The organism is Azospirillum picis (assembly GCF_017876115.1).
Taxonomy (GTDB): Bacteria; Pseudomonadota; Alphaproteobacteria; order Azospirillales; family Azospirillaceae; genus Azospirillum; species Azospirillum picis.
In genome coordinates, this window is sequence record NZ_JAGINO010000002.1 from 42,522 (window position 1) to 65,605 (window position 23,084).

Below are 23,084 nucleotides of genomic sequence, written 5' to 3' on the forward strand. Positions count from 1 at the left end.
TGTTGTGGACACACCCGCCGCAGATATGACAAAGGCCCCTCACGGGGGCCTCGGCATAATGCTAAATCTTTGAAAAATTGGTGGGCGATGAGGGGATCGAACCCCCGACATTCTCGGTGTAAACGAGACGCTCTACCGCTGAGCTAATCGCCCGAACAATGCCGCCGCAATGTTGCAGCAGCAAGGCCGGCCGGGTATTTCACCGGCCGGCCGCACTATGCCCCGAATGGACAAAGCAATTCAAGACCGGGGTGAACCGGTCTCAGTTCAGCGCGTCCTTCAGCGTCTTGCCCGCCTTGAACTTCGGCTGTTTGGACGCCGGGATATCGATCTTTTCGCCGGTACGCGGGTTGCGGCCCTCGCTCGCGGCGCGCTCGGCCACCGCGAAGGTCCCGAAACCGACCAGACGGACCTCATCGCCCTTCTTCAGCGATTCGGCGATGCTGTCGAACACGGCGTCGACGGCCTTGGTCGCATCGGTCTTGGACAGGCCCGACGCTTCGGCAACATGCGCCACGAGATCGTTCTTGTTCACGTAATCCCCCTTCCAAATTCAGCAAATACTGACAGACAAAAGCCGCCCCACGACTTTTTGTCCATGTGTTATTGGAAGCAAAGAATAAGCACAGCGCTTGCCGCCCGTCAATTGCCGACAGACGGCAAATCTGTGTCATGCACCCTCATTCGCCACCGTCATTGTGATGCCGGAGACGACGGAAGCCGAACGATATTCCGTTCGGCTTCCACTTCGCCCCTTTAGTGACGCAGCCCTTCCCCGTCACCGCCGGCCTTGTCCGACTGGGCTTTGGCCGTGGCGGGATCGACCTCGGGCTCGGTCCACTCGATCGGCTCCAGCGGACGGACCAGTGCATTCCTCAACACCTCGTCCACCGTGCTGACGGGCATGATTTCCAGCCCACGCTTCACATTGTCCGGAATGTCCGCGAGGTCCTTCTCGTTATCCTTCGGGATCAGCACATGCTTGATGCCACCGCGCAGGGCGGCGAGCAGCTTCTCCTTGAGGCCGCCGATCGGCAGCACGCGGCCGCGCAGCGTGATCTCGCCGGTCATCGCCACGTCCTTGCGCACCGGAATGCCGGTGAGCACCGAGACGATCGAGGTGGCCATGGCGACACCGGCCGACGGGCCGTCCTTGGGCGTGGCGCCCTCGGGAACGTGGACGTGGATGTCCTTCTTCTCGAACAGCGTCGGCTTGATGCCGAACGCAACGGCACGCGACTTGACGTAGCTCTCGGCCGCCTGGACCGATTCCTTCATCACGTCGCCCAGCTTGCCGGTGGTGGTGACGCGCCCCTTGCCCGGCAGGCCGACGGCCTCGATCGACAGCAGCTCGCCGCCGACTTCGGTCCAGGCCAGACCGGTGGTGACGCCCACCAGATCCTCCAGCTCCGCCTCGCCGTAATGGAAACGGCGGACACCGGCATACTTGTCCAGATTGCGGCGGGTGACCGCCACCTTGGCGCCGCTGCTGCTCTTCAGCAGGATCTCCTTGACGGCCTTGCGGCACAGGTTGGCGATCTCACGCTCCAGCGAACGGACACCGGCTTCCCGCGTGTAGTAGCGCACGAGGTCGCGCAGTGCGTCGTCGGAAATGGTGAACTCGCCCTTCTTCAGGCCGTTCGCCTCGATCTGCTTCTCGATCAGGTGGCGCTTGGAGATCTCGACCTTCTCGTCCTCGGTATAACCGGCGACGCGGATGATCTCCATACGGTCCAGCAGCGGCTGCGGCATGCGCATCGTGTTGGCCGTGCAGACGAACATCACATCGGACAGGTCATAGTCGACTTCAAGGTAATGGTCGTTGAAGGTGCCGTTCTGCTCCGGATCCAGCACCTCCAGCAGGGCCGAGGACGGGTCGCCGCGCCAATCGGCGCCGAGCTTGTCGATCTCGTCCAGCAGGAAGAGCGGGTTGGAGGACTTGGCCTTCTTCATGCCCTGGATGACCTTGCCGGGCATCGAGCCGATGTAGGTGCGGCGGTGGCCGCGGACCTCGGCCTCGTCACGGACGCCGCCCAGCGACATGCGGACGAAGTTGCGCCCCGTCGACTTCGCGATCGACTTGCCAAGCGAGGTCTTGCCCACGCCGGGCGGACCGACGAGGCAGAGGATCGGGCCCTTGACCTTGTTCATGCGGTTCTGGACGGCGAGGTATTCAAGGATGCGCTCCTTGACCTTCTCCAGGCCGTAATGGTCGGCGTCCAGCACCTTCTGGGCCAGCTTCAGGTCGCGCTTCACCTTGGTGCGCTTCTTCCACGGAATGGACAGCATCCAGTCCAGGTAGTTGCGGACCACGGTGGCTTCCGCGGACATCGGGCTCATCGACCGCAGCTTCTTCAGCTCGGCCAACGCCTTCTCGCGGGCTTCCTTGGAGAAGCGGGTCTTGTTGATCTTCTCTTCCAGCTCGGCGGATTCGTCGCGGCCGTCTTCGGTCTCGCCGAGTTCCTTCTGGATCGCCTTCAACTGCTCGTTCAGGTAATACTCGCGCTGGGTCTTCTCCATCTGCCGCTTGACGCGGTTGCGGATGCGCTTTTCCACCTGCAGCACGCCGATCTCGCCTTCCATGAAGGCATAGACCCGCTCAAGGCGCTCCGACACGGTGGCGCATTCCAGAAGCTGCTGCTTTTCCGGAATCTTCAGCGCCAGGTGCGAGGCGACGGTGTCGGCCAGCTTGCCGGGCTCCTCGATCTGGTTGATCGAGACCAGCACTTCCGGCGGGATCTTCTTGTTGAGCTTGATGTACTGCTCGAACTGGGACACCACGGCGCGGCTCAGCGCCTCCAGCTCCTGGTTCTCGCCGGTCTTTTCCTCGACCAGTTCGGCCTGGGCCTGGAAGAACTCCTCATTGTCGGCGAACTTGGTGATGGCGGCGCGCTGGCCACCTTCCACAAGCACCTTGACGGTCCCGTCCGGCAGCTTGAGTAGCTGCAATACGGTGCCAACCGTGCCGACGCTGTAGATGTCGGCCGGAGACGGATCGTCCTGCGCCGCGTTCTTCTGGGTGACCAGCAGGATCTGCTTGTCATCCTTCATCACGTCTTCCAACGCGCGGACGGACTTCTCACGCCCGACGAACAGCGGCACGATCATGTGGGGGAAGACCACGATGTCGCGCAACGGCAGGACCGGGTAGAGGGCACCACGGGAGAGTTCGATCATGGGCAGGGCCTCAATGAATGGATCGCCGCCAGCCCGGAATGGGCCTGACACGGCCCCCGCCTCGTCAAAAGCGCGGAGATCGCCTACGGCACCGGACTAACGTGGCACACGCCCCATCCCCCTTCAAGGGGCTGCGGCCGCGGAGAGCGGTTCGGGGCGCCGCAAAGCGACGGCAAACCGCCCTTTCAGTCCCCTATCAGGCCGATCAGGCGCTTTTGAGGCGGCTCACATAGCCGTCGACGGTGGTACGCAGGGTTCCGGCCTCCTGCGACAGCCCGCGCGATGCCGTCAGCAGCTCTCCGGACGCCAAGCGGGTGCTTTCCGCGGTCGTTGCGACCTGCCCGATGCTGCCGGAAACCTCGACCATGCCTTGCGCGGCCGCCTGGATGTTGCGGGCGATCTCACGGGTGGCTGCATTCTGCTCCTCCACCGCGGCGGCGACGGCCGACGCGGCCTCGCTGATCGCCGAGACGGTGCGGCTGATGGCGCCGATCGCCGTGGCGGCGCTGCCGCTGACGTCGCGGATCTGGCCGACGCGGATCTGGATGTCCTCCGTCGCCTTGGCGGTCTGGCCCGCCAGGTTCTTGACCTCGCTGGCGACCACGGCGAACCCTTTGCCGGCTTCGCCGGCCCGGGCGGCCTCGATCGTCGCGTTGAGGGCGAGCAGGTTGGTCTGCGAGGCGATCGAGCTGATCATATCGACCACCGAGCCGATCCCGGCGGCGCCGTCGGCGAGGGTCGAGACGATGCCGGCCGTGCTTCCGGCCTCGCGCACCGCCTCCTGGGCGACGCGTGACGCCTCATCGATGCGGCGGCTGATCTCGCCGATCGAGGCTTGGAGCTGCTCGGCAGCCGCGGCGACCGTCTGGATGTTGCCGTTCGCCAAGTCCGAGGCCGACGCCACGGAGGACGACAGCGACGACGAGTTCTCGGCCGCCGACGAGAGCTGCTCGGAGTTGCCGCGCACCGACTCAGCGGTGGCGGAAAGGTGGCCGACCACCGTCTCCAACTGCGCCGCGAACTCCTGGGTCGCCCGTTCCATCGCCCCGCGATTGCGCTCGCGCTCCTCGCGTTCAACCCGCCGCCGGTCCGCCGCGGCATCAGCCTCGCGGGCGCGGGTCTGCAGCACATCGATCGCCGCCGCCATCTCGCCGATCTCATCGGAGCGTTGGCGGTGTGGCACATCCAGGTCGCGCCGCCCGCCGGCGATGGCGCCGACCACCTTGGCCAGCTCGACGACGGGACGCGAGGCGCGACGGGTGATCGCGACCGCCACGGCGAGCAGCGCCGCAAAGCCGACGGCAATGGCAGTGACCGCCAGCATCAGACGGCGCAGCGACGCCGCATGGTGGTCATCGGCCATCTCCCGGCCGACGGTGAAGCCGGCATCCCGGATCACCAGCAGGTCCTGCAGCAGCGGGGACGCGGAACGGCGCCACTCCGCTCCGTCGAGGTCATAGGGCTTGCCGGCCCGTGACGCCGTGAGCACACGGCCCTTGAAGGCGCCGAACCCCTGGATATACCCCTTGCGGGCGGTATCGAGCGCGGTGCGGAGCGCCGGCTCCATCTCCCCCGCGACGATGTCGTCTTCGACGGAGGCCCAGTTCGCCATGATCCGTCCCTCCAGCGTCATCGCTTCCGCTTCGAGTTCGGCAGGCATCGGCTTGCCGGTGCCCAGGGTGCGGAGATACAGGACCGACTGCTGGCCGGCCTGCTCGCGGAGCGAAGCGGCGCGGATTGCGACATCCGCCCGGTCGCTGACCGCGGCATCCAGGTCGTTCAGCTCGTGACCGAGGCGGTTCATCGTCACGCCGACCTGGGCCGTCACCTTGACCATGGCGGCGAAGAACTGCGCGGCGGCGTCAGCGGGGCGGCCGGCGGCGTCCCGCGGAAGCCAGCCGTCGGCGAGGCTGCGCACCTGCGCAAGGCCAGCCGACAGGCCCCCTGCTTCGGCGTCCGCCTTGGGATTGCCGAGCGTCTTCGCCGCGGCGACATAGCGGGCCAGCGCTCCGTCGGACTGCGACCGCGCCTTTGCCAGGGAATCCCGCGTTGCCTGGTCTATTGCAGTGCCCGCGCTCAGCGGAAGGTTGATGACCCCGCGTTCGAGCGCCAGCGCTTCGTTCAATGAGGTCGCCGCGCTCAGGACATCGACGATATTCCGGGCACTCGCGGCCCGACCGGCGGATGCCGTCTCCTGCAGAGCCAGCCATGTGGCGGGAACGGCGGCGACCACGCCGACGCAGGCAAGACAGACATAAAGGAAGCTTCGTATTTTCATTGCTCGCCCACCGAAAGGTTCTTGCACAAACAGTCGGAAGCGGAAGATGACGAGCCGAAAATTGTATGGCTTGTCCACCGGGTCCAATCTTTCGATTCGATCTTCTCACCGGAAGATTTTGAATTCCTTAAAATGCTACTCTGGATAAGCAATACGGATATGGTTGAATGTCTAAGAGACCACTTCTAGTTTTAAAATGGGCTCCCTGTCTGCGCCTGCACGCAGGCATGAAAAAGGGGCGCCGAAGCGCCCCTCCTTAACAACCCAGGATCGAATCCGCCGGACGACTCAGGCGCCCGGCGCCTCACTCCGCCGTTCGGCATGGACATAGAGCGGCTTGGCACGCCCTTCGACCACTTCCTTGTTGACCAGGATGCTCTCGATGCCGGTCAGGCCCGGCAGGTCGAACATCGGGTCGAGCAGGATGGCTTCCATGATCGACCGCAAGCCGCGGGCGCCGGTCTTGCGCTGGATCGCCTTGTGGGCGATGGCCTTCATGGCGTCCTCGGAGAACTCGAGATGGACATCCTCCATCTCAAACAGGCGCTGGTACTGCTTGACCAGGGCGTTCTTCGGCTTGCTCAGGATCTCGACAAGCGCCGCCTCGTCCAGGTCGGACAGGGTGGCCAGCACCGGCAGACGGCCGATGAACTCGGGGATCAGGCCGAACTTCAACAGATCCTCGGGCTCGACCTCGTGCAGGATCTCGCCGGTCGCACGCTCGTCGGCCGACCGCACATCGGCGCCGAAGCCGATGCTGGTGCCCTTGCCGCGCTGGGCGATGATCTTGTCCAGCCCGGCGAAGGCGCCGCCGCAGATGAACAGGATGTTGCTGGTGTCGACCTGCAGGAACTCCTGCTGCGGATGCTTGCGCCCGCCCTGCGGCGGCACGGAGGCGACGGTGCCCTCCATGATCTTCAGCAGCGCCTGCTGCACGCCTTCGCCCGACACGTCGCGGGTGATCGACGGGTTGTCGGACTTGCGGCTGATCTTGTCGACCTCGTCGATGTAGACGATGCCGCGCTGCGCCCGCTCGACATTGTAGTCGGCGGCCTGGAGCAGCTTGAGGATGATGTTCTCGACGTCCTCGCCGACATAGCCGGCTTCGGTCAGCGTCGTGGCGTCGGCCATGGTGAAGGGAACGTCGATGATGCGGGCCAGGGTCTGGGCCAGCAGCGTCTTGCCGCAGCCCGTCGGGCCGATCAGCAGGATGTTCGACTTCGCCAGTTCGACGTCGTTGTGCTTCGTCCCGTGGGCGAGGCGCTTGTAGTGGTTGTGGACCGCCACCGACAGCACGCGCTTGGCGTAGGACTGTCCGATCACGTAATCGTCGAGCACCGCATGGATGTCGCGCGGAGTCGGAACCCCGTCGCGGGACTTCACGAGGGTCGTCTTGTTCTCCTCGCGAATGATGTCCATGCACAGTTCGACGCATTCATCGCAGATGAATACCGTCGGACCGGCAATCAGCTTGCGGACCTCGTGCTGGCTCTTGCCGCAGAAGGAGCAGTAGAGCGTGTTCTTCGAATCGCCGCTGCTGGACTTGCTCATCGGTACTCCGTCATCTCGCGGGAGGCGTGGCCCCTGGGACCATGCCCGTTCGCGGCGCCCCCCGACGCCGGTCCTACTCAGGTTATCGCGGACGGCGTCCGCGACAAGGTCACGCGTCGTTTTTGCGACGCATCACGTTCCGGGACCCCTGCCGTCCCCTCGCCGGGCATCCGCTTTCGCGTCCTGCCGCCGCTGCACCAGCCTGATGACCGGATCGTGTCATCGCCATTCAACAACAGCGCCACGACCCGATCAACCCTTTGTTGGGTGCACTCAGGAATGGCTATGGTCGACGCCCGGGCGCTTCTCCACGACCTCGTCGATCAGGCCGAAGGCTTTCGCCTCTTCCGGCGACATGAACTTGTCGCGCTCCATGGCGGTCTCGATGGTGTCGAGGTCCTGCCCGGTGTGCTTCACGTAGATGTCGTTCAGGCGCGACCGCAGCTTCAGGATCTCCTGGGCCTGGATCTCGATGTCCGAGGCCTGTCCCTGGGCACCGCCCGACGGCTGGTGGATCATGATGCGGCTGTTCGGCAGCGAGAAGCGCTTGCCCGGCGCGCCGGCCGCCAGCAGCAGCGAGCCCATGGAAGCCGCCTGGCCCATGCACACGGTCGACACCTGCGGACGGATGTACTGCATGGTGTCGTAGATGGCGAGGCCGGCCGAGACGTAACCGCCCGGAGAATTGATGTAGAGCGCGATGTCCTTGTTCGGGTTCTCCGACTCAAGGAACAGGAGCTGCGAGCAGATCAGGCTGGCGACGGCGTCGTTCACTCCGCCGATCAGGAAGATGATCCGCTCCTTCAGCAGGCGCGAATAGATGTCGTACGCGCGCTCGCCCCGGTTGGTCTGTTCGATGACCATCGGGACCAGAGCATTCATCTTCGGCTCGAAGTCGTACATGTGTTCTTCCCTGCCCCCGCAGTTGGCTGAACCGGTGATCGTTGCCGGCACGGAACCACATATAGGAACCTTCGGGGGCGGATGGTAGTCCGCCCCCACTCCTTCTGGGAGTTTAGGCGGCAGCGGATTCGTCGCCGGCCTCGTCCTCGTCCTTGCTCAGCTCCTCGACGCTGACGGTCTTCTCGCTGACCTTGGCCTGATCCAGGATGTGATCGACCACCTTGTCCTCGAAGATCGGCGCGCGCAGGTTGTCCAGCGCCTGCTGGTTCTGCTTGAAGAACTCGAACACCTGACGCTCCTGGCCGGGGAAGCGGCGGGCTTCGTTGATCAGGGCGCGGTTCACCTCGTCCTGGGTGACCTGGATGTCGTTGCGGCGGCCGACTTCCGACAGCAGGAGGCCCAGGCGCACGCGGCGCTCGGCGATGGCGCGGTACTCCGCCTTCAGCTCGTCCTCGGACTTGCCGGCGTCCTCGCCGGCGGTGCCGTTCTTCAGCTCCTCCTGCAGGCGGCTCCAGATGCCCTCGAACTCGATGTCGACCATGCCCGGCGGCACGTCGAAGGAGTAGGCCTCGGCGAGCTTGTCCAGCAACTGGCGCTTCACGCGCAGGCGGGACATGCCGTCATACTCGCCCTTGATGCGGTCGCGGATGGCTTCGCGCATCTTGTCCAGGCTCTCCATGCCGAACTCCTTGGCGAGTTCGTCATTGACCTCGGCCGGGACGTTCTTGCGCAGCTCCTTGACGTCGACCTCGAACACCGTCGCAGCACCCTTCAGGCGCTCGTGCGGGTAGTCCTCGGGGAAGGTGACGTTGACGGTGCGGTGCTCGCCGACCTTGGCGCCGACCAGTTGCTCCTCGAAGCCCGGGACGAAGCGGCCGGCACCCAGCTCCAGCGGGTAGTCCTTGCCGTCCATGCCCGGCAGCGCCTCGCCGTCGACCGTACCGGCGAAGTCGATCACCGCGATGTCGCCGGTCTCAGCCGGACGATCCTCGGTGACCGGGGCCTGGGTGGAGTGGGAGGAGGCGAGACGCGACAGGGCTTCCTCGACCGCCTCGTCGGTCACCTCGGCGACCGGCTTCTCCAGCTCGATGGAGGTGAAGTCGCCCGGCTCGACGTCCGGCAGCAGCTCCACGGCCATCTTGTAGGTGAGGTCGCCCTTCTCCTCGTACTTCTCCACCTCGATCTTCGGCTGCAGCGCGACGCGCAGGCCGCGCTCGCTCAGCACCTGACGCGAGCTGTCGGAGATGGCGTCCTCCAGCACCTCCGACAGGACGGCGCCTTGGTAGCGCTGCTTGATCACGGTGACCGGCACCTTGCCAGGACGGAAGCCCGGCAACTGGACCGTGCGGCGCAGCTCTTCCAGCTTGCCGTTCACCTTCTCTTCGATGTCCTTGGCGGAAACGACGACCTGAAATTCGCGCTTGAGGCCGTCGGTGCTGGTCTCGGTGATGTTCATCGGAACGAAAGCCTATCTCGTTGTTCCGGCCCGGCGGCGCCCGTCCGGGCGGCCCGAATCCGTGTTGTCCATGCGGTCCAAGGTGCTGCCATGGTGCGGGCGAAGGGACTTGAACCCATACGACCGAAGTCACTGGAACCTAAATCCAGCGCGTCTACCAATTCCGCCACGCCCGCGTTCATGGCAAAGGCAGCCGCGACGGGTGCCGGAACACCCGCCGGACCGCCGGCGAAGTCCGGTCTATAGCACAGCACGCCGGAAGCAAACAGGCAAAATGGGCCAGCCGAACGGAGTGGCCCCACGTCCGGGCGGAGAAGCCATTCCGCCCCCCGCCGGCGAGCGCCGTCACGGTCTCGGGCCGGGCTTTCGGACGGGCCTTCGGCCGTAGGCGGGCGGCTTCGGGCCAAGCGTCATCCGGCCTTGCCGAGCGCCCGGACCGCCGAGGAGGCGATGATCCGTCCGTCGCCGCTGTAGGCCTCGTGGTTGGTGTCGATCTCGCCCAGCCGGTAGCGGTAGTTGATCATCATGCCCAGCGACTGCTGCAACCCCTTGGGCTGCCGGTCGGCGAGCCAGTTCAGGCGCTCCATCCTCGCACCGTTGGTCAGGTGGAAATGGGCCACCGGATCCAGGGCGCGCGGCCGCCCGTGGCCCGTCGTCAGCACCGTCGTCAGGTAGCGCACGCATATCCGCATCAGCGGCCCGCGCAACAGCGTCTGCAGATCCTCGTCCTCGTGCCAGCCCGGCCGTGCAAGCGCCCGCGCGAGCAGCGGCGACTCGTCCGGCGCCTCATCCTGCGCCGGCCCGCCGGAGGCGGCGGCTTCCAGTTCGGCCAGGCGGCCGGCCAGCCGCTCCGCCTCGGCACTGGTCAGCACGGCGTCGCCATCGCGTTCCAACGTCCGGTCGAGCCAGCGCCGGAAGCCGGGAATCGGCGACAGCGTGGCATAGCACTTGATGTTGGGGAACTCGGTCGCCAGCCCGTCGACCACCCGCTTGATCAGGAAATTGCCGAAGCTGATCCCGGCCAGCCCGCTTTGGGCATTGGAGATGGAATAGAAGATGGCGCTGTCGGCGCTCTTGGGGTCGCAAACCGGCGCGCTCGGGTCGAGCAGCGCCTGGACGTTGTCCGACATGCCCTGCACCAGGGCGACCTCGACGAAGATCAGCGGTTCGTTCGGCATCCGCGGGTGGAAGAAGGCGAAGCACCGGCGATCCGAATCGAGCCGGTCCTTCAGGTCCTGCCAGCCGCTGATCTCGTGCACCGCCTCATACTTGATGAGCCGTTCCAGCAGCGAGGCCGGACTGTCCCAGGTTATGCGATGCATCTCCAGGAACCCGACGTCGAACCAGGCGCGCAGCAGGTTCTTGAGATCGTCCTCCAGCGCCTGTAGCAGCGGTTCGTCCCGCGCCATCTCCATCAGCTCGGCGCGCAGGTCGACCAGGAACTTGACCCCTTCCGGCAGGGCGTTGAACTGAGTCAGCAGCCGCAGGCGCGGCGGTTCCAGCGCCCGGCGCAGGGCACGCTCGGCGTGGCCGCGGGCGACCGGATCCGCCGCCGCCTGGAAGGTGGCCATGGCTTCAGTGACCGCCTCGCGGTCGACGTCGAAATCGCGGGCCAGCATCATCAGGAAATTGCGCCGCCCCTGGGGGTCGAGCGCCAGGTAGGTGCGGCCGAGCTGGGCGGCGCGGGCGCGGGCGGAAACCTCGCCTCCACGCGATTCCAGGCACGCCTCGATCTGCTCCTTCAGCCGCTCCGCATCCTCCTTCGGAAGATGGGTGCGCGGCGGCGCGCCGACGGCGCCGCGGGCCGATGCGGCGATCTCGCGCCAACGGGTGCGCAGGTTGTCCAGCGCGCGGTCGAGGAAAGTGGGCTGCGCGGCCGGCGATGGCGGCACAGGCTCCAGCGTTGTGGTGTCGGGTGCATCGCTCATGGACCGACTCTGGCCCCACCGCCGGCCGGCTGCAAGGGACCGGGCGAACTCCGCCGTCAGGGGTACTGCCGATGCCGGGAGCGATGCCGTGGCGGGCCGCCGCGGCGAGGGCGCCGCCCGGTCAGCCCTGCGCCTTCAGTGCCTTCAGCACACCCGGCAAGGCGGCCGGCAGGTCGTCGGAGATCAGGCCGGGGCCGAATGCCCTGCCCGCCTCCCCATGAAGCCAGACCGCCGTGCAGGCGGCTTCGAAGCCGTCCATGCCCTGAGCCAGCAGCCCCAGCACCATGCCGGCGAGCACGTCGCCGGTTCCGGCGGTGGCAAGATCGGGCGGCGCGTTGACGTTGACCACCGCCCGCCCGTCGGGAGCCGCGACCACGCTGTCGGCGCCCTTCAGGAGCACCACGGCACCGGACCGCGCGGCGGCGGCCCGCACCCGCGAAAGCTTGTCCCCGTCCATGCCGACCGAATCGCCGAAGAGGCGGGCGAACTCGCCTTCGTGCGGGGTCAGCACGCAGCGTCCGCCGAGCCGGTCGAACAACTCGTCGGACGCATCGGCGAAGCTGGTCAGCGCGTCGGCGTCGAGCACGCAGGCCTTCCCGGCATCCAGCGCTTCCATGACGGCGGCATGCGTCTGCGGCCCCCGCCCCGCCCCGGGGCCGAGCAGGACGGCATTCTTGCGCTGGTCGCCCAGGAGGCGGGCGAAGGCTTCCACATCCCCGACCGGATCGACGATCACGCTCGGGCATCCGGCGGCGTAGACCGCAAACGCCTCGGGCGGACAGGCGACCGTCACCAGCCCGGCCCCGATCCGCAACGCCGCCAGCGAGGCGAGCCGCGCCGCGCCGGTCATCCGCCCGCCACCCAGGACGACCGCATGCCCGCGCGCATATTTGTGCCCGTCCAGCGCCGGCCACGGGAAACGGTGGCGCCACAGGGACGGGCCGTTCACCGCGGTCCGGGGATTGATGCTGTCGAGCACGCGGTCGGGGATGCCGATGTCGGCGACCACCACCTCGCCGCACAGCGTGCGGCCCGGCAGGAGAACATGCCCGGGCTTGCGCCGGAAGAAGGTGACGGTCAGCGAGGCCTGCGGCGCGGCCCCCAGCACGCGACCGCTGTCGCCATGCAGGCCGCTGGGGACATCCACCGCCACCACCGTCCGGCCATCCATCGCTTCGACGATGGCCCGCGCGATCCCGTCGAGCGGCCGCGACAGGCCGGCGCCGAACAGGGCATCGATCACCAGCGGGTTGCCCTTCAGGATATAGGGGTCGGCGGCCTCGATCGGGCCGGGCCAGCGGTCGGCCGCGACCGCGGCATCGCCGGTCAGGGCGGACCGCGTGCCGAGCAGGGCGAGCCGCACCGGCCACCCTGCCTCCAGCAGCAGCCGGGCGATCACGAAGCCGTCGCCGCCGTTGTTGCCGGGGCCGCACAGAACCGCCGTGGGATGCGGCGCCCAGCGTTCGCAGACCGCGTGGACCACGGCGGCGCCGGCCGCCTCCATCAGGGCCGGGCCGGAAACCCCGGCGGCCATCGCAAGCTGGTCGGCCCGATACATTTCCGCGACGGACAGAAGCTCATCCATCCCGCTCTCCCCCGCCTCCGGCGCCATCACCCCTCCGGGCGAACATGAACTCAGCCATTCTAACCGTAGGCAAGTTCTTCGCGGAAAGACGAATTCTTCGCGGAAAGACGAGGGCCGGACAAGCATAAACGCCCGCGAAACGGCCAGCCAGCCGCGCGGACGATGCAGGTCACGGATTTTCAAGGGAAGAGAGGAATGGGGCGATGGATGGGACTCGAACCCACGACCACTCGGACCACAACCGAGGGCTCTACCAACTGAGCTACCACCGCCGCCGTCAGCGTTTCCGCCGTCGGGAGCCGCGTTATGCTCCAGCTCGCCGCAGGGGTCAAGCGCCTTTTTTCATGGGCGCGAAAAAACTTCTCCACGCCCGTCCGGTTCGCACCGCTCCGCCGGCCGGAGCGGGGTTGAAGGCGACGGCCTGCAGATCCCTTGCACCATTTGCACAAATATTGTTCACTTCGCCGCATCCTTAAGCAGCAGGCTGCACCATCGGATGGCATCCAACGGGCTTATGACCAGCGTCGATGCCGACGGGCCGGATCGGCCGAATGTGGCACGCTCCATGCTTACCGTCGTCGCTTGCCGGCAGTGCCGCGGACGGTGCCTGCCGGCGTTGGCACCTCGTACACGAGAGACCCATGAAGAAGATCGAAGCCATCATCAAGCCGTTCAAGCTCGACGAAGTGAAGGAGGCCCTTCACGAGGTCGGGATCAAGGGGATCACCGTGACCGAAGCCAAGGGCTTCGGCCGCCAGAAGGGCCATACCGAGCTTTACCGCGGCGCGGAATATGTCGTCGACTTCCTGCCGAAGGTGAAGATCGAGGTGGTGATGGAGGATTCCCTGGTGGAACGGGCGATCGAGGCGATCCAGCAGGCCGCGCATACCGGCCGCATCGGCGACGGCAAGATCTTCGTCACGCCCGTGGAAGAAGTGGTCCGCATCCGCACGGGCGAGAAAGGGGCCGACGCGATCTGATCGCGTCCGGCGTCCAGTCCCACCCAGCCATCAGCACCAGCCAACATGCGCCGATTTCCCCTCTCCTTCCCGACAAGCGCTGCTTCCGCCGGCCGGCCTATGGCCGCATATGACGGCTATGCGACTTTTTGGGTTGGCAAGTTGTCTGGGGAAGAAAGGCGTGAGATAACGTCCACCGCCAGCGCCGCCTCCCGCCCCCCGACAGCCTTCCGGTGTCCGGCGGCGGTTTGACGCAGCGGGATCCAACCCTCTTAATGCGTGGAAAAAGAGACATGTCCGACATCAGCAAGGTCTTCGACCTGATCAAGGAACACGACGTCAAGTACGTGGACCTGCGCTTCACCGACCCGCGCGGCAAGCTGCACCACACCGCCCAGCACGTCTCGACCATCGACGAGGACGTGTTCGAGGACGGCATCATGTTCGACGGTTCCTCGATCGCCGGCTGGAAGGGCATCGAAGAGTCGGACATGATCCTGCAGCTCGACCCGACCACTGCGGTGATGGATCCGTTCGCTGCCCAGCCGACGCTGAACATCCTCTGCGACGTGTATGATCCGGGCACCGGCGGCGCCTACGCCCGCTGCCCGCGCGGCATCGCGAAGGCGGCCGAGAAGTACACCGCGTCGGCCGGCATCGGCGACACCGTCTTCTTCGGCCCGGAAGCCGAGTTCTTCGTGTTCGACGACGTCAAGTACTCGGTCGACATGAACAAGGTTTCCTACGAGTTCGCCTCGGACGAGGGCTCCTACTCGTCGGGCAAGGAATACGAGGACGGCAACCTGGGCCACCGCCCGGGCACCAAGGGCGGCTACTTCCCGGTCGCCCCGATCGATAGCTGCAACGACCTGCGCGCCGAGATGCTGAGCGTCCTGGCCGAGATGGGCGTTCCGGTCGAGAAGCACCACCACGAGGTGGCCGCCGCCCAGCACGAGCTGGGCATCAAGTTCGACACGCTGGTCCGCACCGCGGACAACATGCAGTACTACAAGTACGTCGTTCACAACGTCGCCCATGCCTACGGCAAGACCGCGACCTTCATGCCGAAGCCGGTCTTCGGCGACAACGGCTCGGGCATGCACTGCCACCAGTCGATCTGGAAGGAAGGCCAGCCGCTGTTCGCCGGCAACGGCTATGCCGACCTGTCGGAGCTGGCGCTGTACTACATCGGCGGCATCATCAAGCACGCCAAGGCGCTGAACGCCTTCACCAACCCGTCGACCAACAGCTACAAGCGCCTGGTCCCGGGCTATGAGGCTCCGGTGCTGCTGGCCTACTCGGCCCGCAACCGCTCGGCGTCCTGCCGCATCCCCTACGTCGCCTCGCCGAAGGGCAAGCGCGTCGAGGTCCGCTTCCCGGATCCGTCGGCCAACCCGTACCTGGCCTTCGCCGCCATGCTGATGGCCGGCCTGGACGGCATCCAGAACAAGATCCATCCGGGCGACGCGATGGACAAGAACCTGTACGACCTGCCGCCGGAAGAGCTGGCCAAGGTCCCGACCGTCTGCGGTTCGCTGCGCGAAGCCCTGAGCTCGCTGCGCGAGGACAACGAGTTCCTCCGCAAGGGCGACGTCTTCACGCAGGACATGATCGACGGCTACATCGACCTCCGCACGGAAGAGATGATGGCCTTCGAGACCATGCCGCACCCGATCGAGTACAAGATGTACTACTCGGTCTGATGCCTCGGCGCGGCGCTCGGCAACGGGCGCCGCTCCCGGTCTTCGGCTTTTCGCGAAACCGCTCCCGGTCCACGTCGGGGGCGGTTTTCTTTTGTGCTCTGCCGGGCGGCGCCTACCGGATCCAGGCCCCGGTGTCCGGCGGCGGACAGGCGGCGCGGTCGGCGCAATCGGCCTTCGGGCAACGGCAGGAGGGGAAGAGGCAGCCGTCTCCGTTGAGGTCGGTCGCCCGCACCGCCAGGTCATAGCGCACGCCACGCATGATGGTGGCGCCGGCGGTGCTGTGACGCTCGTAATGCTCGACCACGACACGCACGCGGTTCAGCAGTTCACGCCGTTGGTCACTGTCGGGAACCTCACTGTCAGGAACCATGCCTTCGCTCCCCACCAGCAGTCGCTACAGGGAAAGGGACGTGCGAAGGCGGCATCCTGTTCCGCCATCCAGGCGCAGTACGGCGCATGGAGGACCGCACAAGCGTCGACACAAGCGTCGGCATGTCCGTGGGATGATGCCGCCGCGCGCCTGTTGGCAGGGCAACGGCCAGGATGCCTTCAATGGTTCAAGTGAGGAGAAAGCAAGATGGATCGTGACCGGCTGCACCGCGTCGCCAAGGCGCTGGGCGATGTGCGCCTCTACGAGAAGCACCACACCGGCGAGTTCATCACCATGCGCCTGCGGGACTCGCTGGCCGACACCCCCGGATACGACGAGGCCGAGGTGGACAGGAAGCTGCTGGAACTGGCGCAGGTGGCGTTGGAAGCGGCGGAGTGACGAAGCCGGGCCTGCCCTGTTGGTGTGTGTTGAACGATCAACGCACGGGAGAATGCAGACATGGCCGAGGACAGGAAGCCTGAACAGCCCGCCACGAAACCGATTCCGGTGAAGCCCGCCGTCGAGCGGATGAGCGACAAGGACGAGGCTCCTCCCGGCACCCCGGGAACGGGCGAAAACGTCGATCCGAAGACCGGCGAGCGGTACGTCCAGGGAATCGGCGGCGCTTGAGGGTGACGGAGCCTTTCCCTTCGCGCCCGCCTGTCGTTGCGGTGACGATGGGGGAAAGCCTGTTCCTCACGCTGTATGAAAAAGGGGCTGTATGAAAAAGGGGGCCGGTCCCTTGCGGGACGGCCCCCTTGTCCGTCCGGGATTTCGCCCGGCTCACCCTATGGCCGGATCACGCCATGAAAGGCGGAACGGCGGTGAAGTCGGCGGCCTTCTCGACGACCTGGCCGACGCGCAGCAGCGTCTCCTCGTCGAACGGGCGGCCGATCAACTGGAGGCCCAGCGGCAGGCCATCGGCACCGAGCCCGGCCGGGATCGACATCGCCGGAAGGCCGGCGAGGTTGATCGGAACGGTGAAGACGTCGTTCAGGTACATCTGCACCGGATCGTCCATCTTCTCGCCGATCGCGAATGGCGTGCTGGGAGCCGTCGGCGTCAGGATGACGTCGCAGCTCTTGAACGCCTCGTCGAAGTCCCACTTGATGCGCGTGCGCACCTGGCGGGCCTTGTTGTAGTAGGCATCGTAATAGCCGGCCGACAGCACATAGGTGCCGATCAGGATGCGGCGCTGCACTTCCTTGCCGAAGCCGGCGCCACGGGTGTTCTCGTACATCTCCTTGAGGTTGCCGCCCTCGACCCGCAGGCCGTAGCGCACGCCGTCATAGCGCGCGAGGTTGGACGACGCCTCGGCCGGCGCGATGATGTAATAGGCGGCCAGCGCGTATTTGGTGTGCGGCAGGCTGATCTCGACCGGCTCGGCGCCGGCCTCCTTCAGCCAGGCGATGCCCTGCTCCCACAGCGCGGCGATCTCGGCCGACAGGCCTTCGACGCGGTATTCCTTGGGAATGCCGACGCGCAGGCCGCGGATGTCGCCGGTCAGTGCGGCGCGGAAATCCGGCACCGGCATGTCGACGGAGGTCGAGTCCTTCGGATCGAAGCCGCACATCGAGCGCAGCATGATCGCCGCATCCTCGACCGTGCGGGTCATCGGCCCGGCCTGGTCCAGCGAGGAGGCGTAGGCGACGATGCCCCAGCGCGAGCAGCGCCCATAGGTCGGCTTGATGCCGACGGTGCCGGTGTAGCCGGCCGGTTGGCGGATCGAGCCGCCGGTGTCGGTGCCGGTGGCGCCGAGAGCCGCACGCGCCGCGATCACCGCGGCGGAGCCGCCGGAAGACCCGCCGGCGACGACCCTCTTCTCCCAGGCGCCCGGTGCGCCGGGGCTCCACGGGCTGACCGTCTCGCCCTGATGAGCGGTGATGGTGGCGGAACCCATGGCGAATTCGTCCAGGTTCACCTTGCCCAGCATGACGGCGCCGTCGCGCCACAGCCGGGAGGTCACCGTGGATTCATATTCCGGCTTGAAGCCGTCCAGGATGCGGCTGCCGGCGGTGGTGGCGACGCCCTTGGTGCAGAACAGGTCCTTCACCGCGATCGGCAGGCCGTCCATCGGCCCGGCCTCTCCCTTGGCGCGGCGCTCGTCGCTGGCCTTGGCCATCGACAGGGCGGCTTCGGGGGTCTCGGTGATGAAGATGTTGAAGGGGCGCACGGCCTCGACCGCACGCACATGCGCCTCGGCCAGCTCGACCGCGGTGAACTCCTTCTTGGCGAGGCCGTCGAGGGCCCCGGCCATGGTGAGATGCGTGAGCGCCGTCATTACTCGACCACCTTCGGCACGACGTAGAAGCCTTCGGCCGTTTCCGGGCCGTTCGACAGGACCTGATCGGCATAGCCGCCGTCGGTGACCTCGTCCTTGCGCCGGCGCAGTTTCTGCGCGGCGACGCTGGTCATCGGCGGCACGTCCTTCGTGTCGACCTCGTTGAGCTGTTCCACGAAGGTCAGAATCTGGCTCAGTTCCCCAGCCAGGGATTCCAGTTCCTCGTCCGGCACCTTGATGCGGGCCAGATGCGCGATCTTGGCCACCGTGGCCTTGTCGAGCGACATGCCTCTACTCTCTTCCAAAACATTGGAAATCGGCCGCGAAGCTAACACCCGCGGTCGCCCGCCGCAACGATTGCGGACCATGGAGGCGGTCAGAAACCGGCCATGCCGCCGGTTGGAGGCGCCAACGGGCAGCCGCAGGCCGGGCATTTCGTCCGCCGCAGCACATCCATCACCCGGGCATCGGGCTGCGTGGCGCCGAGAGCGCTTTCCACCGCGGCAACCTGCCGCTGGTGATCGGCCGTGGCACCACAGGCCGCGTCGAGCATGGCCCCATAATCGGAACCCGGCTGCGCGGTGATGGCCCGTGCGCCGTCCGCCGCCAGAAGTCCGGCGGCGCCGGCGACAAGGCCGGCCAACATGGAACGCCGGTTCGCAGCCGCTGGAGACCCGCTCATTGGTCCGCTCCCTCAAAGTCGCCGGCCGGACCGGCCGCCGATGCCGACTATACGCCGTTGTCCGGCGACCACCAGCCTTCAGGCGGCGATCCGCGACGCCGACTGCCATCCGGCCGCATCCAGGCGCAGCTTGAACAGAGCGATCGGCTCGCCCCAGGGCGTCACCCGCGTTTCCAGCGCGATCGGCGTCATGCCGAGCTTGGCATAGAGAAGCAGGGCCGGCGTGTTGGTGTTGAAGCAATAGAGGGTGAGTTCGGGAAGATGGTGGTGGCCGAAGGCGCGGTCGATCATCGTCCGCACCAGATACTCGGCGATGCCCCGGCGACGCAGGTCTGGATCGACGCTGACATTGCCGAGGCTGGCGGTCCGTCCATCCTCGAACGTGGCGTAGTTGGCGTAGCCCACCACGCGCTCCCGGCCCTCCTCCGCGATCGTCACCACGGTCGGATCTCGGCGGACCGCCAGGGTCGCCCGCACCTGCTCCGGCGTCAGCGGCCAGACGGCGCGAGGGAACAGGAAATACAGCTCTTCCGCGGAACGCGGAAAGCCGCAGATCGTGGGAATGTCGGCATCCGCCAGCGGCCGGTGCGACAGGTTGGCCATGGGTGCAGCAGCGATCATGCTTAGAAGAATAAGTATCTTTTTCAACAACTCAAGCGATCTTGCGGGGATGGACGCGCGGCCCTATGGTCGGTCCATGATCCACACCCTCTCCGAACTCGCGGCCCGTCTGGGCAAAGGTCAACGATTGCTGGGCCTTGACGTCGGCACCAAGACCGTCGGCCTTGCCGTCGCCGATCCGGGACTGATCGTCGCATCCCCCATCGGCACGCTCAAGCGCACGAAATTCACCCAGGACGCCCGCGAACTGGGCAAGACGATCCGCGACTACGGCATCGGTGGTCTGGTGGTGGGCCTGCCGCTGAACATGGACGGGACGGAGGGGCCGCGTGCCGAGTCGGTGCGTGCCTTCGCCAAGAACCTGCTGGAGCGGCCGGACCTGCTGGGATGGGAGGCCGAGATCGCCTTCTGGGACGAGCGCCTGTCGACCTCCGCGGTCGAGCGCTTCATGATCGGCGAAGCCGACATGACCCGCAAGCGCCGGGACGAGGTCGTCGACAAGATGGCCGCCGCCTACATCCTGCAGGGTGCGCTCGACATGCTGGCCAACCAGCGGCGCCTTGCGGCGGAGCGGCAGGACGAATCGGACGAGGCGATGGCCGACGACGGGCCGGCGGAAGAGCCCGACTACCGCGCCTGACGCTCACGTGCCCCAGCTTTCGTAGTCGAATGGGCCTCCGCAGCCGAACGGGCCTCATCAGGCGAAGGAGAGCGCGAAGGACGCCGGTCCCTCCCCCGCCGCCGCGCGCTGCCAGATCGCACCGTAGGCGGCCTCCAGCGCGCGGGTGAAGCGCACTCCGTCGAGCGCCGGCGAGGCGCGCAAACGGTCGCGCAAGCGCCTGCGCAGGGCCGACAGGCCGTCCGGATCGGATACCAGCGACGCGGCCATCGCGACGTAGGCATCCTCGCCCTCGACCGCCAGCGCAGACAGGCCGGCGGAGGCGAGATGGGTGACGGCATGGCGCGAGCAGAAACGGTCGCCGCCCAGCGTCACCACCGGTACGCCCATCCACAGCGCCTCCAACGTCGTCACCCCGCCGGAATAGGGAAAGGGGTCGAGCGCGACGTCGATCTCGCCATAGGTTGCCAGGAAATCGGCTCGAACGGCGCCGCCACGCAACTCCACGCGCGCGGGATCCGCGCCGGCCGCCCTGAACAGGGCGAGAACCCGCGCCGCCATCTCCCGATCATCCAGCCCGGGCGTGCGCAGCAGCAGGCGTGAATCGGGCACCGCCGCCAACACCCGCGCCCACAGCGCGACAACCTTGTCGTTCAGCTTGGGCAGGGCGTTCAGCGACCCGAAGGTCGGCCTGCCACCCCCCAGCATCGGCAGCGGCGACACCGGCGGCGCATCGGCCGGCGCCGACCAGGGGACATAGGCGTCGGGCATGCGCAGGATGCCTTCGATCGCCCAGCCGTCCGCACCCTGCGGGCTCTGCCGGCTGTCGGAGATGAGGTAGTCCATCGCCGGCAGTCCGGTGGTGCCGACATAGCCGGCCCAGGTCACCTGCACCGGTGCCGCCCGCCGGGCGAAAACCCCCAGGCGGTTGCCCATCGTATGGCCGGCCAGGTCGACCAGGATGTGGATGTTGTCGGCGCGGATGCGCTCCAGCAGGGCCGCGTCATCCATCCTGGCCGTCTCGACCCAATGGTCGGCAAGGCCCTGAAGCCGGGTGGTCGTCGCATCCGGACTGGCGGTGTTGGAGTAGCAGGTGGTCTCCACGGCGCTCCGGTCATGGGATGCGAGCACGGGCTCAAGGAAATAGCCGACGGGATGGGCTCGGAAATCGGGAGACACGTAGCCGACGCGCAGACGCGGTGCCGGGGGTGCGACGGGCGCCGCCGGTCGGTCGGGGTGGCGCGCGCCCCAGTCGGCATGGGCCTGCGCGATCTGCGGCATGGTCAGGCCGGCATCGTACTGCATCAGGAGCAGCCGCGCGCCGTACAGAAAATCGGCATCCGGCGCCAGGCGGACGGCACGATCGAGCGCCGTTCGCGCCTCGGCGATGCGGATCAGGGGAGCCAGAACCCGGACCGCCCGGTTGGCCAGCAGCTCCACCCGGGCGGGCTCCAGGCAGAGGCCGGCACGGTAGGCGCGGTCGGCAGCGTCCAGGCGGTCCATCTCCGCCAGTGCATTGCCGACGTTGTAGGGCGGAATCCAGCTTTCCGGTGACAGGACGGCGGCTCGCCGCTGCAGCCGCACCGACTGTGGTCGGCACCCCCGTGCCCGCGACAGGTTACCGGCATTGACCAGTGCCGCCAGCCCGGCGGGGTCGAGCGCCAGGGCGCGGCGATAGCAGGCATCCGCCAGATCGGCGTGCCCGGTATCGGCGAGCTGGCCGGCCGTGGCCAGCAGGCCGTCCATCGCCATGGCGAGCCCGCCGTCCAGGTTGAGGGCGCCGGCATAGGCCTGGGCGGCGCCGAGCGCATCGCCCCTGCTTTCCAGCACCAGCCCGTAGTTCGCCCACCAGACAGGTACGCCCGGCCGGGCGGAGATCGCGGCGGCGATGAGGTCCTGCGCCTCGTCCCAGCGGCCTTCCTTGGCGGCGATCAGGCCTTGGCGGTGGGCGCTTTCGGCCTGATCCGGTGCCATGCCCGCCTGCCCCCTCAGCCTTCGGAACGGCCGAGCTGCTGCATCAGCTCGCGCCATTCGCGCTTGGACAGCCCGCTCTCCTCCTGCGTCACCGGCTCGCCGGCCAGCAGACGCTTCACCACATCCAGCCCGGCGCGCGAGAGGTGGGCGCCGCCCATGCGGTATTCGGTGAAGGATTCGTAGACCGCCGGGACCCAGCGCTTCACCACGTCCAGCATCGCGTCGGCATAGACACGGATCTCGTACTGGGCATGGGCATCGGCGCGCAGCGACAGGAAATGGAGAAGGTTGTGGAGGTCGACCTTCCAGTACCACTGGGTGTAGTAATTCAGCGGCAGGTTCATGCGGGCCAGCTCGCGGGCCAGCCCCTGGCGGGACGGGTCGATGACGGTGCCGTCCTCGCGCTGGTTCAGCATCTCCTCGTAATGGTCATAGGCGCGTTCGGAGTCCTCGCGCAGCAGGCGCATGACCGCCGCGGCTTCCTCTCCCTCCAGCACGTCGCCGCGGCCCTGCCGGTTGACGACGGCCTGGGCGCCGAGCTGCTCGGGCGCCGGCACGTAGAACTCGCGGTCGAGGATGGAGTAGCGGGCCGAATACTCGTTCACGTTCGCCGTCCGGTGGCGGATCCACTGGCGGGCCACGAAGATCGGCAGCTTGACGTGGAACTTGATCTCGCACATCTCGAACGGCGTCGAGTGCCGGTGCCGCATCAGGTACTTGATCAGCCCGGCGTCCTCGCTGACCTTCTTCGTACCCTTGCCGTAGGACACGCGCGCCGCCTGCACGACCGCAGCATCGTCGCCCATATAGTCGATGACGCGGACGAAGCCGTGGTCGAGAACCTCCAGCGGCTGGTACAGGATTTCCTCCAGCGCCGGCACGGTGGCGCGGCGGGTGGTGGCTGTGACGGCGCGCAGGCGATCGATTTCATCGCGCTGCTCGGGCGTGATCGGCATGGTGACTCCGGGGCTGCAACGGCCGGACTCTTAAGCAGAGC

The 23,084-nt window shown here is 67.0% G+C and carries 20 protein-coding genes and 3 tRNA genes; 5 read left to right on the forward strand and 18 right to left on the reverse strand.

Going from position 1 to position 23,084, the window contains the following annotated elements:
• Positions 1-78: 78 nt before the first annotated feature.
• From J2850_RS02595 to J2850_RS02645, 11 genes are all read right to left on the reverse strand, one after another.
• Positions 79-153, reverse strand: a tRNA-Val gene (locus J2850_RS02595).
• 109 nt (positions 154-262) lie between these two features.
• Positions 263-535 carry an HU family DNA-binding protein gene (locus J2850_RS02600; RefSeq protein WP_209978516.1) on the reverse strand — a complete coding sequence of 91 codons (273 nt, stop codon included), beginning with the start codon at positions 533-535 and terminating at the stop codon, positions 263-265.
• 221 nt (positions 536-756) lie between these two features.
• Entirely contained in the window at positions 757-3,177 is a 2,421-nt protein-coding gene (lon, locus tag J2850_RS02605) for an endopeptidase La (RefSeq protein ID WP_209978519.1), read from the reverse strand.
• Positions 3,178-3,382: 205 nt separating this feature from the next.
• The gene (locus tag J2850_RS02610; RefSeq protein WP_209978520.1) at positions 3,383-5,455 is read right to left on the reverse strand and encodes a methyl-accepting chemotaxis protein; all 2,073 of its coding nucleotides are present in this window, start codon (positions 5,453-5,455) and stop codon (positions 3,383-3,385) included.
• A 288-nt stretch (positions 5,456-5,743) separates the two neighbouring features.
• Entirely contained in the window at positions 5,744-7,006 is a 1,263-nt protein-coding gene (gene clpX / locus J2850_RS02615; protein ID WP_209978522.1) for an ATP-dependent Clp protease ATP-binding subunit ClpX, read from the reverse strand.
• 273 nt (positions 7,007-7,279) lie between these two features.
• On the reverse strand, positions 7,280-7,909 hold the full coding sequence (gene clpP / locus J2850_RS02620; protein ID WP_109109527.1) for an ATP-dependent Clp endopeptidase proteolytic subunit ClpP: 630 nt from the start codon (positions 7,907-7,909) through the stop codon (positions 7,280-7,282).
• A gap of 112 nt (positions 7,910-8,021) precedes the next feature.
• Entirely contained in the window at positions 8,022-9,365 is a 1,344-nt protein-coding gene (tig, locus tag J2850_RS02625; protein ID WP_209978524.1) for a trigger factor, read from the reverse strand.
• A 91-nt stretch (positions 9,366-9,456) separates the two neighbouring features.
• Positions 9,457-9,541: transfer RNA gene (locus J2850_RS02630), tRNA-Leu, on the reverse strand.
• 234 nt (positions 9,542-9,775) lie between these two features.
• Entirely contained in the window at positions 9,776-11,293 is a 1,518-nt protein-coding gene (locus J2850_RS02635) for a malonyl-CoA decarboxylase (protein ID WP_209978526.1), read from the reverse strand.
• Between the two features lie 121 nt (positions 11,294-11,414).
• Positions 11,415-12,878, reverse strand: coding sequence for an NAD(P)H-hydrate dehydratase (locus J2850_RS02640; RefSeq protein ID WP_209978528.1), 1,464 nt, complete (start codon positions 12,876-12,878; stop codon positions 11,415-11,417).
• 196 nt (positions 12,879-13,074) lie between these two features.
• Positions 13,075-13,150 (reverse strand) — tRNA-His (locus J2850_RS02645).
• Between the two features lie 369 nt (positions 13,151-13,519).
• Between J2850_RS02645 and J2850_RS02650 the strand changes: the two genes are divergently transcribed.
• Together J2850_RS02650 and glnA are read left to right on the forward strand one after the other, a co-directional pair.
• Positions 13,520-13,858, forward strand: coding sequence for a P-II family nitrogen regulator (locus J2850_RS02650; RefSeq protein WP_012974531.1), 339 nt, complete (start codon positions 13,520-13,522; stop codon positions 13,856-13,858).
• Positions 13,859-14,130: 272 nt separating this feature from the next.
• Positions 14,131-15,540, forward strand: a complete 1,410-nt coding sequence (gene glnA, locus J2850_RS02655; protein ID WP_209978530.1) for a type I glutamate--ammonia ligase — start codon at positions 14,131-14,133, stop codon at positions 15,538-15,540.
• Between the two features lie 112 nt (positions 15,541-15,652).
• Here glnA and J2850_RS02660 read toward each other — a convergent pair whose 3' ends face one another.
• Complete coding sequence (locus J2850_RS02660; protein ID WP_209978532.1) at positions 15,653-15,910, reverse strand: hypothetical protein; 258 nt, start codon at positions 15,908-15,910, stop codon at positions 15,653-15,655.
• A 207-nt stretch (positions 15,911-16,117) separates the two neighbouring features.
• Between J2850_RS02660 and J2850_RS02665 the strand changes: the two genes are divergently transcribed.
• Positions 16,118-16,309 carry a hypothetical protein gene (locus J2850_RS02665; protein ID WP_209978534.1) on the forward strand — a complete coding sequence of 64 codons (192 nt, stop codon included), beginning with the start codon at positions 16,118-16,120 and terminating at the stop codon, positions 16,307-16,309.
• A 60-nt stretch (positions 16,310-16,369) separates the two neighbouring features.
• Positions 16,370-16,540 carry a hypothetical protein gene (locus J2850_RS02670; RefSeq protein WP_209978536.1) on the forward strand — a complete coding sequence of 57 codons (171 nt, stop codon included), beginning with the start codon at positions 16,370-16,372 and terminating at the stop codon, positions 16,538-16,540.
• A gap of 169 nt (positions 16,541-16,709) precedes the next feature.
• Here the strand turns inward: J2850_RS02670 and gatA are convergent, their stop codons facing one another.
• The 4 genes from gatA to J2850_RS02690 form a co-directional block, all read right to left on the reverse strand.
• Complete coding sequence (gene gatA, locus J2850_RS02675) at positions 16,710-18,191, reverse strand: Asp-tRNA(Asn)/Glu-tRNA(Gln) amidotransferase subunit GatA (protein ID WP_209978538.1); 1,482 nt, start codon at positions 18,189-18,191, stop codon at positions 16,710-16,712.
• Complete coding sequence (gatC, locus tag J2850_RS02680) at positions 18,191-18,478, reverse strand: Asp-tRNA(Asn)/Glu-tRNA(Gln) amidotransferase subunit GatC (RefSeq protein ID WP_209978540.1); 288 nt, start codon at positions 18,476-18,478, stop codon at positions 18,191-18,193. Before gatC ends, gatA begins: the two co-directional genes overlap by 1 nt.
• An 89-nt stretch (positions 18,479-18,567) precedes the next feature.
• Positions 18,568-18,873, reverse strand: a complete 306-nt coding sequence (locus J2850_RS02685) for a hypothetical protein (protein WP_209978542.1) — start codon at positions 18,871-18,873, stop codon at positions 18,568-18,570.
• Positions 18,874-18,951: 78 nt separating this feature from the next.
• Positions 18,952-19,476, reverse strand: a complete 525-nt coding sequence (locus J2850_RS02690) for a GNAT family N-acetyltransferase (protein ID WP_246512754.1) — start codon at positions 19,474-19,476, stop codon at positions 18,952-18,954.
• Between the two features lie 94 nt (positions 19,477-19,570).
• Between J2850_RS02690 and ruvX the strand changes: the two genes are divergently transcribed.
• Complete coding sequence (ruvX, locus tag J2850_RS02695; RefSeq protein WP_209978546.1) at positions 19,571-20,134, forward strand: Holliday junction resolvase RuvX; 564 nt, start codon at positions 19,571-19,573, stop codon at positions 20,132-20,134.
• 57 nt (positions 20,135-20,191) lie between these two features.
• Here ruvX and J2850_RS02700 read toward each other — a convergent pair whose 3' ends face one another.
• Together J2850_RS02700 and thyX are read right to left on the reverse strand one after the other, a co-directional pair.
• Positions 20,192-22,087 (reverse strand): O-linked N-acetylglucosamine transferase, SPINDLY family protein, encoded by a 1,896-nt coding sequence (locus J2850_RS02700; RefSeq protein WP_209978548.1) that lies wholly within the window; start codon positions 22,085-22,087, stop codon positions 20,192-20,194.
• A 14-nt stretch (positions 22,088-22,101) separates the two neighbouring features.
• Positions 22,102-23,043: an FAD-dependent thymidylate synthase gene (gene thyX, locus J2850_RS02705; RefSeq protein ID WP_209978549.1), complete on the reverse strand. Its 942-nt coding sequence runs from the start codon at positions 23,041-23,043 to the stop codon at positions 22,102-22,104.
• Between the last annotated feature and the right edge of the window lie 41 nt (positions 23,044-23,084).